This is a genomic window from Marinobacter fuscus, from assembly GCF_003007675.1.
Lineage (GTDB): Bacteria > Pseudomonadota > Gammaproteobacteria > Pseudomonadales > Oleiphilaceae > Marinobacter > Marinobacter fuscus.
Genome location: NZ_PXNP01000109.1, coordinates 194,108 through 207,281 on the forward strand (window position 1 = coordinate 194,108; position 13,174 = coordinate 207,281).

Below are 13,174 nucleotides of genomic sequence, written 5' to 3' on the forward strand. Positions count from 1 at the left end.
TACGGTTACTTGAACACCAGTTCTACGCGACGGTTCTGGGCGTGTGCACTCTCTGTGGCGCCACGAACAACCGGCTTTTCTTCACCATAGCTTACGGTCTCAATCTGGCCACGGGAAGCGCCGTTTACAATCAGGAACCGCTGGATGGCGTTGGCACGGCGCTCACCCAGTGCCAGGTTATATTCCTTGGTACCACGCTCGTCCGCATGGCCTTCCAGGCGCACCTGTGTGCGAGGGTTATCAGCCAGGTGGCGTGCGTGCGCAACCAGTACATCCCGGGCATCCTGCTTGATCTCGGAGGTATCGAAATCAAAATAGAACACGGTAATGTCCCGCAGCGCCTGTTGCTCGGCCTGTTCCCGTGCCGCCTGGCGCTCCTCATCGGTCAGCGTGGTCGAGGACACACCGTCGCCATCCGCACCGCCGTAAACAGTGGACCCGCCATCCTGGTCAATGGCGGCAACATCGGAGCCGTAGCCCTCTTCTTCAACAGTTTCTCCGGTTGAGCTACAACCGGCTACAAATCCGGCAGACATCAACATGGCAAACGCTTTGGCCGTAACAGACTTCTTCATCATTACCTTTCCTCTCTTTGGGCTTGGGTATTCAAACTTAATCAAGGCAGGGGCCTATTTCATGATGGGCCCCCAGGCGGGCTCACGGACTTCACCTTCCGAAGCCGGCAGGCTATAGGCAGCGCCGCCGTCTGCAGAAACCACGGTGAGAACCCCCTGACCGTTCTGCCGGGTGGCGTAAATCAGAAGCCGCCCATTCGGAGAAACGCTTGGAGATTCATCAGAACCCGTGCGGGTAATCACGCTTTCCTCGCCGGTTTCAAGGCTGGTTCTTGCAATGTGGAACGACTTGTCGCGCTGATGCACGTAATAAACATATTTGCCCACCGGATCCGGCCTGGGGCGCGCGTTGTAGCGACTGCCAAAGGTAATCCGCCGGGGCTCTGCACCCGGTCGCTCCATGTGATAGATCTGCGGGCCACCGGACCGATCCGAGGTAAAGTAGATTCCCCGACCTGCATGATCCCAGGCTGCTTCGGTATCAATCGCCCAGTGATCCGTCAGGCGGGCCAGATTACCGTTTGCCAATTCCATGCGATAGACCTCCGCGTTGCCATCCCGGGAAAGCGTCATCAGGAGCGAACGGCCGTCTGCAGACCACGCTGGCGCGGAGTTCAGCCCGGGGAAATCAGCTACTTTCCGGCGTTTTCCGGTGGCCAGCTCATGTACAAAAATCACCGGTTTACCGGTCTCGAATGAGACATAGGCGAGCTTCTTCCCGTCTGGTGACCAGGCGGGAGACAAAATCGGCTCCCGGCTTTCCAGCCGGATCTTTGCGCGCTTGCCATCCACATCGCTCACCTGTAGCCGGTAACGGGTTTGATCCCCTTCACCCGTCAGTGTGATATAGGCCAGTTTGGTTGAGAAAATTCCGGGGTCACCGGTAATCGCCTCGTACACGCGATCGCTGATGTGATGACCCAAAGAGCGAATGTTGCTAACCGGCGCGGCCGCGGTTTCACCCAGGATGCGCTGCTCACGATTCACATCAAACAGCTCGTAACGGGCCTCTACCCGATCACCATTGCGGGACAGCTTTCCCACCAGAACATAACGCTGACCCAGCAAACGCCAGTCGCGAAAATACACCTCCGAGCGCTCCGAGGGCAGGCTCAGCATTTTCGACGGATCCAGCGGACGAAACTCACCGCTGAGTGTAAGGTCTGCCTGGACAATGCTGTTCACCTTGTCGCCCGCGGGCAGACTGCCACTTTCCGCAAAGGGTACAACGGCCACAGGTATCGCCGAATCCGCACCCTCGGTAATGCGAATCAGCAGCTCGGCGCCTGCACCGGAAGGTACAAACAGCAACAGCAGCCAGAGAACTACCGGGAATGCCTGGGCTTTATTGTGATAACGGTTCCGGTTCATCATTTGCTCTCTCTGCCTCACCGCAATCGTTGCGGATTGAATTCGATCGTAAACTGGCGGAAATACTGTTCAAACGTATCCCGGCTTTCAGGAACCGGATATCGGGTCAGGGAGCGGACGGCGCCCAGCGCGGAATTATCGAACGCCGTATTCCCGCTACTGCTGACCAGTTTTACACTTGCAAGTTCGCCCGTCGGCAACAGGGATATCTGCAATCTTGCGGTCATATTTTCCGTTGCCGAAGACGGCGGATACCAGGCCTGGCTTAAGCGCTCCCGAATCAAGCCCTGATACTTCTCGCTTTCACTCAGCATTTGGGCTTCTCTGGCTCTGGCTGCAGCGGCCTGTTGCTGCCGGAGCGCCTCGGCCTCCCGTTCTTGCCGGGCCTTGTCGGCCAGGGCTTCAAGCTGCTGCTCACGCAGTCTGCGTTCAGCTTCCTGGCGCTTGCGCTCTGCAGCCTCACGGGCTTCCTGCTCTTTGCGCTTACGCTCAGCCTCTTCTTTACGCCGTTGCTCTTCCTGTTTGCGCTTTTCCTGTTCTGCCCTCTTTTTGGCCTCTTCCTGTTTACGACGCTCTTCTTCTGCCTTTCGGCGCGCCTGCTCTTTCGCTTCGGCCTCCGCCTTCTTTCGCGCAGCCTCACGCTCCCGGGCTTGCTTCTCGGCGGCCTCCCGAGCCTGAGCCTCTTGTTTTTTACGCTCCTCTTCCCGCCGCAGCGCTTGTTCACGGGCTTTCGCTTCAGCGGCCTCGCGAGCCTGTTCTTCCTGCTGCCGCTTCAGGGCCTCCGCCTGCTGTCGAACCTGTTCCCTTTCCTTCTCCTGCTGCTCCTCAATCACCGGTGACGGTCGGGGCTCAGGGCTGATCAGCCGGGCGGAGATACTCCGGGGCTGAGGTTCCGGCGGCGAATTCCACGACCACCCGGCCAGCGCAATACCGAAAACCAGCAAGTGCAGCACGACAGACACAACCACGGGCGATTTAAGCGGCGCCTTGCCGGTGCTGACAGTATCCCGTTCGTTACCTTTCAAAATAACACCATGCCTCTGTTACGGGTTGTCGCCTGGTGCGTCGGTAATCAGGCCGATGCCGGTAGCTCCGGCTGCCTGCAACTCAGCCATCAGGCGCACCATTACGCCGTAATCGACATATTCGTCACCACGAACCATAACTTCTCCATTGGCTCGCTGTGACAGGATTTTGGCTACCTGACTGCGAATATCCGACAGCGTCATCGGCTCGCCGCTCTGATCGCCCACTTCCAGGTAATAGGCACCATTGGTATCAACCGATACCGTGATGGTTTCCACATCTTTATCGTGCTGAATCGGATCCGACGTGGTTTCCGGAAGATCCACTTTTACCCCCTGCGTCAGCATGGGCGCCGTCACCATAAAAATAACCAGCAGCACCAGCATCACGTCGATGTAGGGAACCACATTGATTTCCGCCATCGGCTTGCGCCGCTGCTGCGGCATCATTCCCATACCTCTCATGACATCTCACCCCTGTTCATGCCGTAAAACCCGGGCATTGTCAGGCCTGCTCACTGTTGTGAACACGACGATGCAGAATGCTGGAGAACTCCTCTGCAAAGGTCTCGTAATTTTTCAGCAGGGCATCGGACATGGCCGCAAACCGGTTGTAGGCAATGACAGCCGGAATCGCCGCGAACAACCCCATCGCCGTTGCGATCAATGCCTCGGAAATACCCGGTGCGACCGTGGCCAGCGTTGCCTGCTGCACCTGCGCAAGCCCGCGAAACGAGTTCATGATGCCCCAAACGGTACCGAACAGGCCGACGTAAGGGCTGGTCGAACCAACCGTGGCAAGGAACGGAAGGTGTGCCTCAAGCCGCTCCTGCTCGCGGGAAAACGCCACCCGCATGGCACGCTGGGTGCCCTCCATAACGGCATCCGCATCACGGCTCTGCTGGCGCAGGCGGGAAAACTCCTTGAACCCGGCCCGAAACACCGACTCCATGCCGGAGAAAGGCGTGGGCTCGGCACTCACTTCTTTGTAAAGCTGGCCAAGATCCATTCCGGACCAGAACCTGTCCTCAAACTCCAGCTGCGCCTGCCGTGCCTTGCGGAACACCTGCAAGCGCTGGAAAATCAGCGCCCAGGACACCACCGAGGCCAGCATAAGCAGCAGCATAACCAGCTGCACCAGAATCCCGGCGTTTGCAATCAGATGCCAGACAGAAAGTTCCGATTCCACTGTGTACTCCCACTTGGTTTTATATATCTTTCAGAACATTAGACGAATTTCTTGAGAATATCCTGCATATCTTTCGGGAATCGCCGGGGCTTACCGCTATCCAGGGCAACGCAGGCAACGCGAACATCGGCTTCACACAACAACTGGCGATCCGGCACACGGTATACACACTCACGAAACACCATGGAAACACGGGATACTTCGATAAGCTCGGCAGACACCAGTAACTCGTCGTCCAGGTACGCAGGCGCACGGTAATGCATATTCACTTTCTGTACGACATAGCTGATATTTTCAGCCATACCCGCGCGCAGCCCCACACCCTGGTGCCTCACCCACTCTGTGCGGGCCCGCTCCATGTAGTGCAGATACTTGGCATGAAACACGATGCCACCGGCGTCGGTATCTTCGATGTAAACCCGGATCGGGAGTTCAAATACAGGCTGCGGGCGTGGTTCAGTCAACGGACGATTCCTCCTGCCCGGCTTTGGGTGGTATCACCCCAAAATGCTGATAGGCACTGGAGGTCACCATTCGGCCACGAGGGGTTCGCACCATAAAGCCCTGCTGAATCAGGAATGGCTCCAGAACGTCTTCGATAGTTCCCCGCTCCTCACTGATTGCTGCGGCCAGACTCTCGACACCGACCGGGCCACCATCGAACTTCTCGATCATCGCAAGTAGCAGCCGCCGATCCATATGATCGAAGCCTTCGGTATCTACCTTGAGCATGTTCAATGCCTGGTCGGCTATTTCAGAGGTAATACGGCCATCTGAACGAACTTCAGCAAAATCCCGAACCCGACGCAACAAACGGTTGGCAATACGGGGTGTCCCCCGGGAGCGCCGGGCTATCTCGAACGCACCTGCCTCATCAATTTCCACCGAGGACAGGCGGGCAGACCGGGAGATAATGTGGGTAAGGTCCCGATGATTGTAGAACTCCAGACGCTGAACAATGCCAAAACGATCTCGCAACGGTGACGTGAGCAAACCGGCACGGGTTGTCGCTCCCACCAGGGTGAACGGCGGCAGATCCAGCTTGATAGAGCGTGCGGCAGGCCCTTCACCAATCATGATATCCAGCTGATAGTCTTCCATGGCCGGATACAACACTTCTTCCACAGCGGCGCTCAGGCGATGGATTTCATCGATAAACAGCACATCGCCTTCTTCCAGGTTGGTCAGCATGGCGGCAAGGTCACCCGCCTTTTCCAAGACCGGGCCGGACGTTGTTTTGATCGCAACTCCCATTTCATTGGCAATGATATTGGCCAGCGTGGTTTTACCGAGCCCCGGCGGGCCAAAAATCAACACGTGATCCAGTGCTTCCTGGCGGCCTCGGGCAGCAGAAATAAAGATCTCCATCTGCTCCCGCACGGTAGGCTGACCAACATATTCGGACAACAAGGTCGGGCGAATCGCGCGATCCTGCACTTCCTCATAATCTCCGGCTTTCGCCGATATCAGTCGGTCTGATTCAATCATGACACTATCCGATCAGGGAATAATCAACGAGCCTGTGCCCGAAACCTGCCAATCAGGCTGCCCCAATTGTACAAATGGGCGGTTTTGAGTCACGTTACGCTCTCTACACATTGGTGTCATGGTTTATTGGCCACAACCCAATGAAAAACGCCGGGATATTACCCGGCGGGAATCATACTTTTCAGCGCCAGACGAATCAGGCCTTCACTATTCATCCCGGGCCCGGAAACACGGCTGATCGCTTTTGCGGCTTCTTGCGGCTTGTAACCCAGAGCGATTAATGCGGCTTCCGCTTCCTCTTTTGGATCGGCCGCCACCCGGCGCGACTCCGGCTGGTCAGCAGCGGAAACAGGCCCCGTCGCAGCCAACTCGACCTGCCCCTCCAGCTGGCTAATCCGATCTGTCATTTCGATCAACAGCCGCTCCGCTGTTTTTTTGCCAATGCCCGGCAGCTTTACCAACGCGTTGATGTCTTTCGATTCAACGCAGCGGATGAACTGGCCAGCCTCCAACCCAGACAGGATACCGACGGCCAGCCTTGGCCCCACACCATTAACCTTGATCAACAAACGGAACAAATCCCGATCCAGCCGGGCCGCAAAGCCGAACAGGCTCTGGGCGTCTTCCCGAACTACAAAGTGCGTGTGGAGCACAATCTCTGAGCCCGCGTCCGGAAGATGGAAGAACGTGGTGTAGGGGATATCCACCTCGTAGCCAAGCCCGGCACACTCCACCAACACCTGCCCCGGTGTTTTTTCAACCAGGGTTCCACGGATACGACCAATCAACTGAGCCTCCTGTTGCTGTCTGCAGTTGCTTAATGTCCACGCACGCGCCCGCCCCGGACTTTGCCGCCGGCATTAGCAACCCGTAACACGCTTTGATTCATGTGGGCATGACAAAGAGCAATGGCGAGCGCGTCGGCCGCATCAGCTTGCGGCTTGCGCGACAACCCGAGCAGTGCCTGCACCATGTGCTGCACCTGGGCCTTATCTGCGCCGCCACTGCCAACCACTGCCTGCTTTACCTGACGTGCCGAGTATTCGTGTACCGGCAGCCCACTATTGGCAGCACTGACAATGGCCGCTCCCCTGGCCTGCCCCAACTTGAGCGCAGAGTCCGGATTTCTGGCCATGAACACCTGTTCAATGGCAAATTCCTCGGGGCGGTATTCGCCAATCAGTTGGGCGAGGCTTTGAAAAATGGTTTGAAGGCGCTCAGCCATGGCTTTTTCACCAACGCGGATGCACCCACTGTCGATGTACTCGATCGTGCGACCTTCCGAACGGATAATCCCGTAGCCGGTAATGCGGGATCCCGGGTCGACACCCAGAATGATGGCCATCAGGCCCGTCCGCCCGGGCTTAGGTGCATCACGTCGTCATCTCACGTGTTGTTTTGGTGAAAATCTTGCCCTGCTTGGCATCCCGGGCCGCCTTGGGGTATTTGATCTCGGCCCGCTTGCTGTGCTCAGCCATTACCAAGACTCCTGACAGGAACCGGAGGCAACAGCTGCCTCCGGTCTGCTTTGGTTACGACTTGTCTTCGGCCTTATTGCCGTCCACAGCCTTGGCTGAGCGACGCAGGCGGATGTGCAGTTCTTTCAACTGTTTTTCGTCAACCTCACCCGGAGCCTGAGTCATCAGACAGGTAGCGCTCTGGGTTTTCGGGAAGGCGATCACATCACGGATGGAGGTTGAGCCGGTCATCAGCATCACCAACCTGTCCAGACCGAACGCCAGACCACCATGGGGAGGGCAACCGAACTTCAGGGCATCCAGCAGGAACCCGAACTTGGCACGGGCTTCTTCTTCACCGATACCGAGAATGCGGAATACGGTTTCCTGCATTTTTTCATCGTGAATACGGATAGAACCACCACCCAGCTCGGTTCCGTTCAACACCATGTCATACGCCCGTGACAGGGCGGTAGCCGGGTTATCAGCCAGCTCTTGAGGTGTGCAGGACGGCGCCGTGAACGGGTGATGGATCGCAGTCAGACTGCCATCCGGCAATTCCTCGAACATCGGGAAGTCGACAACCCAGAGCGGCGCCCATTCGCAGGTGAGCATGTTCAGATCGTGGCCTACCTTGATGCGCAGAGCGCCCAGGGCTTCGTTCACCACCGAGGTTTTATCGGCTCCGAAGAACACGATGTCACCGTCTTCCGCCCCGACACGTTCCATAATCGCCAGCGCCACGTCATCGCCCAGGAACTTCACAATCGGCGATTGAAGGCCTTCAGCGCCCTTGGCCAGCTCATTAACCTTGATGTAAGCGAGGCCCTTGGCACCGTATATGCCAACGAACTTGGTGTAGTCATCGATCTGTTTACGGCTCAGCTCCGCACCTTTAGGCACGCGCAGAGCCGCTACCCGGCCCTTGGGATCCGCTGCCGGCCCGGCGAACACCTTGAAATCAACACTGGCCACCAGGTCTTCAACATCTTGCAGTTCCAGTGGAATACGCAAGTCCGGCTTGTCACTACCGTAACGCTGCATGGCTTCCGAGTACGGCATGCGCGGAAACTCCGGCAGCTCAACATCAAGCACATCCTTGAACAGTGAGCGCACCATTTCTTCGTTGAGGCCCATCAGGGTCTGCTCATCGATAAACGATGCTTCGATATCCACCTGGGTGAATTCCGGCTGACGATCTGCCCGCAGATCCTCGTCGCGGAAACACTTGGCAATCTGGTAGTAGCGATCAACGCCAGATACCATCAGCAGCTGCTTGAACAGCTGTGGCGACTGCGGCAGGGCGAAGAAGGAGCCTTCATGGGTACGGCTGGGCACCAGATAGTCACGGGCACCTTCCGGTGTCGCACGGGTGAGAATCGGTGTTTCTACGTCCATAAAACCACGGCTGTCGAGGAAGTTACGGATGTAACTGGTTACCCGTGAACGGAAACGCAAACGATTAATCATCTCCGGGCGACGCAGGTCCACAAAACGATAGCGCAGGCGAACATCCTCACCTACGTCGACATGCTCGTCCAGCGGGAACGGAGGCGTGGCCGCCGCGTTGAGAATCGCCACTTCCTTCCCGAGCAGCTCCACCTGGCCGGTCGGCATGTTGTTGTTTTCAGTTCCCGCAGGGCGACGACGCACCCGACCGGTCACCTTTACCACGAACTCGCTACGGATTTTTTCTGCCAGCGCAAAGCTCTCGGGGGTATCCGGATCGACAACAACCTGGGACATACCATCCCGGTCCCGAAGATCCAGGAAAATAACCCCGCCATGGTCGCGACGGCGATGTACCCACCCGCAAAGTGTTACTTCCTGATCAATATGGGATTCATTGATCCCACCGCAATAATGGCTGCGCATACCGTTTCCCGTAATGTCTGAATGTGTTCGCGTAAAATCAAAGCGTTAGTGCTGCCCTCTTCAGGGCAGCGCTGAAAGCTGAAAGGCCGCCCATTATAAACACAATGGCGCTGAAAATCAGGCGTACCAACGCGCAAATCAGTGATGAGGATGACTACAGAAATACCGGGGGCTAGAATGCAGGTTTTGAACACGGACGGAGCAGTACCTTGAGCACCAGAGCAGAGCAGAAACAACGAACCCGCCGGGCATTGATGGACGCTGCTCTTGCCCAGCTCAGTGCCGATCGGGGCTTTGGCAGCCTGAGCCTGAGAGAGGTTGCCCGGGAGGCCGGTATTGCCCCCACATCCTTTTACCGCCACTTCTCCGAACTGGATGAATTAGGCCTGGCTCTGGTGGATGAAGGCGGTGTAGCGCTGCGGCAATTGATGCGCCAGGCCCGCAAACGGATTGCCCGGGATGGCAGTGCCATCTCCACATCGATCGACACTTTCATGGAATATCTTGATAACAACGCCAACCTGTTCCGGCTGATGCTCAGGGAGCGCACTGGCGTATCCAAACCCTTCCGTACTGCCGTGAAGGCAGAAATCGACCACTTTGTCACGGAACTGGCAGACGACCTCTGCCGGTTTGCCGAGGAGCAGAACAAACTCCTTTCAGACGCCCGGGTTGTTGCCGAGGCCATGGTCACGCTGGTGTTCAATCAGGGCGCAGAAGCTCTGGACGCCACCCCAAAAGAGCGGGAAGAGCTGAAACAGAAACTGAAAACCGAACTGCGGATGATACTGGTGGGCTCGCAAACCCTGGCACAATGGCAGCAGGGCCGCGAGTAACTCCGGTAACTGCGACACTAAAAGCCTGGTTGATCCGCGAGCTGACTGACCACAGCGTTGAGTCGGCCAACCCTATCCCGCAGCTGTTCCTGCGTGTAGGGCACCGGCGGCTGTTTGCCCCATACCGGCCCCGGCCAGGCAGGATCGCCCTCAAACCGGACAATATGGTGCAGGTGCAGCTGGGGAACCATGTTGCCCAGGGCCGCAACATTCATCTTGTTGCCGGAAAACTCGGCCATCATCGCCCGGCTCAACTGCGATGACTCATGCAACAAACGCTGCTGCCGGGCTTCATCTAGTTCATAAATCTCACGGATACCTGGCACGGCCGGCACCAGAATCACCCACGGCCAGGTGCTGTCATTCATCAACAACACCTCACACAGGCGGGTTCTGCCAAGATTGTGAGTATCGGCTTTCAGGCGTTCATGCAACTGGAACATTGTTGCCCCCCAGGGTGTCAGCCAGCCGAGTGGAACTGGTTGCGACCCCGGCCAATCGCGTAGTAAACCAGCCCGTGACGCTCCAGCATTTCCGGCTCGTAAAGATTTCTGCCATCAAACACAACAGGCTCCCGCAGTGCCCCGGCAATGGCTCGGAAGTCCGGAGAGCGGAACTCCTTCCATTCGGTACAAATCACCAGCACATCGGCATCCTTGAGCGCCTGCTCTTTGGTTCCGCACAGAACCAGGCCCTTCTGGCCGCCATAAATCCGCTGGGTTTCTTCCATGGCTTCCGGGTCGAACGCCTGAACACTGGCACCGGCTTTCCAGAGACTTTCCATCAAGGTGCGGGAAGACGCCTCGCGCATATCGTCGGTGTTGGGTTTGAACGCCAGCCCCCAGAGTGCCACCACCTTGCCATCAAGGTTGCCCTGAAAATAATGGGAAACCTTGTCGAACAGAACGTGTTTCTGCGCGTAGTTAACGGCTTCGACCGCATTCAGCAGCCTGGCATCGTAGTCGCAGTCTGCGGCAGTGCGCGCCAGCGCCTGTACGTCTTTTGGAAAACAGGAGCCACCGTAGCCACACCCGGGGTAGATAAAGTGGTAACCGATGCGCGGATCAGAACCAATGCCGCGACGCACCTCTTCGATATCCGCACCCAGTCGCTCGGCAAGGTTGGCGACTTCGTTCATGAAGCTGATTTTGGTAGCCAGCAGCGCATTCGCCGCGTACTTGGTCAGCTCCGCGGAGCGGATGTCCATAAAGATCATCCGATCATGGCTGCGGTTGAAGGGATAATACACTTCCCGCAACAGATCCGCCGCCCGCTCACTGTCGGTGCCGACAATAATTCGATCCGGCTTCATGAAGTCGTTAATCGCAGCGCCTTCTTTCAGAAACTCCGGATTGGAGACCACGTCGAAGTCCAGCTCGAGACCCCGTTTGTCGAGCCGCGATCGCAGCGCAGCCCTCACCTTGTCACCGGTACCCACCGGCACCGTGGATTTGTCGACCACGACTTTGTAGTCGTCCATGTGGTCACCAATGGCTTTGGCGACCGCCAGCACGTATTGCAGATCTGCCGAGCCATCTTCATCAGGCGGTGTGCCAACGGCAATAAACTGCAAAGCGCCATGCCTGACTGCCTCTTCGGTATCGGTGGTGAACGCCAGCCGCCCCGCCTCAACCGTGTGCCGGACAATCGGCTCCAGGCCCGGCTCATAAATCGGAATCTGGCCATTCTTCAGTTTTTCAATCTTGGCCTGATCAACATCCATACACAGCACGTGGTGCCCGACATCCGCCAGACAAGCCCCGGTAACAAGCCCCACGTACCCGGTTCCAAAAATCGTGATTTTCATGCTTTCCTTCCTGAAACTAAACGTTGAAACGGTTACCCGGCTTTTTGGCCTGCCAGATCTTTTCCCAGGCCAGCGCGTTACGCACGATCGTGTTGAGGTCATCGTAATCCGGCGCCCAGCCAAGCACACGCTTGATACGGTCATTATCCGCCATCAACGCTGCCGGGTCGCCAGCGCGCCGCCCCACTTCGGTTACCGGGAAATCGCAACCCGACTCCGCCTTGACCACATCAATCACTTCACGGACGGTAAACCCGCGTCCGTAGCCACAATTCAACACCTGGCTATCACCACCCCGGGCCATATAATCCAGCGCCATAACATGCGCCTTGGCCAGGTCTTCAACGTGAATGTAGTCACGGATGCAGGTGCCGTCGCGGGTCTCGTAATCCGTACCAAACACACTCATGCCATCGCGCTGCCCGGTTACGCACTCACAAGCCACCTTGATCAGATGGGTAGCTTCAGGTGTTGCCTGCCCCAAAAGCCCATCCGGGTTCGCCCCTGCCACATTGAAATAGCGCAAAATGACATACCGCAGGTCGCTGGCTGCCGCCAGATCCATCATCATGCGCTCGCTCATCATTTTTGAGGCGCCGTAGGGGTTGATGGGCGCCAGCGGCAGATTTTCCGTCAGAATCGTTTCTTCCGGCATGCCATACACCGCAGCAGTGGAAGAAAACACCATGTAAGGCACCTGATATCGCTCGACCGCTTTCAGCAGATTCAGGGTATTACGGGTGTTGTTGCTGTAATACTTCAAAGGATTGGCCACAGACTCCGGCACCACAATGTGCGCGGCAAAGTGCAGTACAGCATCGAACCGGTGCTCACTGAACAGGCTATCCAGCGCAGCTTCGTCTGCCAGATCGCCCACCACCAGCTCACCAGCCGTAACAGCCCAGCGATAACCCGTTGAAAGATTGTCGAATATAACAATATCATGGCCCGCGTGCGCGAGTTGGCGCACCACATGACTACCAATATAGCCAGCACCGCCGGTGACCAGTACTTTCATGGTGTTTCGCTTCCTTTCGTTAACAGTTGTTGATTTTGCTGGCGCCGCTCGCGGATCTCTTTACGCCGGCGACTGAAAAACGCAGAGATAACCTGCCCGCACTCGGCTGCCATTACCCCTCCGGCTACTGCAACCTTCCAGTTAAGGTGCGGCTCGTCCAGAGTTCTACGGGCAGATTCCACAGCTCCAGCTTTAGGCTCGGCCGCGCCGAACACCAGCCGGCTGATACGGCTATGAACAACAGCGCCAACACACATAGTGCAGGGCTCAAGGGTGACATACAAGGTGGCGCCCGCCAGGCGGTAATTCCCAACGCGCGATGCGGCATCCCGAAGCGCACGGATTTCGGCATGGGCGGTAGGGTCACAACCGGAGATCGGCGCGTTAAAGCCTGCGCCGATCTCTTTGTTATCAAGAACAACGACTGCGCCAACCGGCACCTCGCCCAGCGCTTCCGCATGCCTGGCCAGGGTTAGCGCCCTGGCCATCCAGACGTCATCCTGCTTCAAATCTGACACTGCCCGCCCCGGTTA

15 protein-coding genes are annotated in these 13,174 nt (G+C 57.3%); 1 reads left to right on the forward strand and 14 read right to left on the reverse strand.

Translation table 11 applies throughout. The annotated features are described in order from the left end of the window. Positions 1–5: 5 nt before the first annotated feature. The 10 genes from pal to aspS form a co-directional block, all read right to left on the reverse strand. Positions 6–575, reverse strand: coding sequence for a peptidoglycan-associated lipoprotein Pal (pal, locus tag C7H09_RS17970; RefSeq protein ID WP_106765530.1), 570 nt, complete (start codon positions 573–575; stop codon positions 6–8). 54 nt (positions 576–629) lie between these two features. Next, entirely contained in the window at positions 630–1,949 is a 1,320-nt protein-coding gene (tolB, locus tag C7H09_RS17975) for a Tol-Pal system beta propeller repeat protein TolB (protein ID WP_106765321.1), read from the reverse strand. 14 nt (positions 1,950–1,963) lie between these two features. After that, complete coding sequence (gene tolA / locus C7H09_RS17980; RefSeq protein WP_420844200.1) at positions 1,964–2,971, reverse strand: cell envelope integrity protein TolA; 1,008 nt, start codon at positions 2,969–2,971, stop codon at positions 1,964–1,966. Positions 2,972–2,989: 18 nt separating this feature from the next. Further along, positions 2,990–3,436, reverse strand: coding sequence for a protein TolR (tolR, locus tag C7H09_RS17985; protein WP_106765323.1), 447 nt, complete (start codon positions 3,434–3,436; stop codon positions 2,990–2,992). Between the two features lie 40 nt (positions 3,437–3,476). Continuing rightward, on the reverse strand, positions 3,477–4,160 hold the full coding sequence (tolQ, locus tag C7H09_RS17990; RefSeq protein ID WP_106765326.1) for a protein TolQ: 684 nt from the start codon (positions 4,158–4,160) through the stop codon (positions 3,477–3,479). 38 nt (positions 4,161–4,198) lie between these two features. Continuing rightward, entirely contained in the window at positions 4,199–4,624 is a 426-nt protein-coding gene (gene ybgC, locus C7H09_RS17995) for a tol-pal system-associated acyl-CoA thioesterase (RefSeq protein ID WP_106765328.1), read from the reverse strand. Next, a complete protein-coding gene (ruvB, locus tag C7H09_RS18000; protein WP_106765330.1) occupies positions 4,617–5,648 on the reverse strand; it encodes a Holliday junction branch migration DNA helicase RuvB in 1,032 nt (343 codons plus the stop codon). The genes ybgC and ruvB overlap by 8 nt, the downstream gene beginning before the upstream one ends. A 158-nt stretch (positions 5,649–5,806) precedes the next feature. Further along, positions 5,807–6,436 (reverse strand): Holliday junction branch migration protein RuvA, encoded by a 630-nt coding sequence (gene ruvA, locus C7H09_RS18005; protein ID WP_106765332.1) that lies wholly within the window; start codon positions 6,434–6,436, stop codon positions 5,807–5,809. A 29-nt stretch (positions 6,437–6,465) separates the two neighbouring features. Further along, the gene (ruvC, locus tag C7H09_RS18010) at positions 6,466–6,993 is read right to left on the reverse strand and encodes a crossover junction endodeoxyribonuclease RuvC (RefSeq protein WP_106765335.1); all 528 of its coding nucleotides are present in this window, start codon (positions 6,991–6,993) and stop codon (positions 6,466–6,468) included. 187 nt (positions 6,994–7,180) lie between these two features. Continuing rightward, on the reverse strand, positions 7,181–8,980 hold the full coding sequence (gene aspS, locus C7H09_RS18020) for an aspartate--tRNA ligase (protein WP_106765337.1): 1,800 nt from the start codon (positions 8,978–8,980) through the stop codon (positions 7,181–7,183). A gap of 209 nt (positions 8,981–9,189) precedes the next feature. On the opposite strand from aspS, the gene fabR reads away from it, so the two are divergent. Next, complete coding sequence (gene fabR / locus C7H09_RS18025) at positions 9,190–9,816, forward strand: HTH-type transcriptional repressor FabR (protein WP_106765339.1); 627 nt, start codon at positions 9,190–9,192, stop codon at positions 9,814–9,816. A gap of 17 nt (positions 9,817–9,833) precedes the next feature. On the opposite strand, the gene C7H09_RS18030 is transcribed toward fabR, so the two are convergent. From C7H09_RS18030 to tadA, 4 genes are read right to left on the reverse strand one after another with little or no spacing between them, the layout of a single operon-like run. After that, on the reverse strand, positions 9,834–10,259 hold the full coding sequence (locus C7H09_RS18030) for an HIT domain-containing protein (RefSeq protein ID WP_106765342.1): 426 nt from the start codon (positions 10,257–10,259) through the stop codon (positions 9,834–9,836). 17 nt (positions 10,260–10,276) lie between these two features. Continuing rightward, positions 10,277–11,623 (reverse strand): UDP-glucose dehydrogenase family protein, encoded by a 1,347-nt coding sequence (locus C7H09_RS18035; protein ID WP_106765344.1) that lies wholly within the window; start codon positions 11,621–11,623, stop codon positions 10,277–10,279. A 16-nt stretch (positions 11,624–11,639) separates the two neighbouring features. Then, positions 11,640–12,641 carry a UDP-glucose 4-epimerase GalE gene (galE, locus tag C7H09_RS18040; protein WP_106765346.1) on the reverse strand — a complete coding sequence of 334 codons (1,002 nt, stop codon included), beginning with the start codon at positions 12,639–12,641 and terminating at the stop codon, positions 11,640–11,642. Continuing rightward, positions 12,638–13,159, reverse strand: a complete 522-nt coding sequence (gene tadA, locus C7H09_RS18045; protein ID WP_106765348.1) for a tRNA adenosine(34) deaminase TadA — start codon at positions 13,157–13,159, stop codon at positions 12,638–12,640. The genes galE and tadA overlap by 4 nt, the downstream gene beginning before the upstream one ends. Positions 13,160–13,174 lie beyond the last annotated feature (15 nt).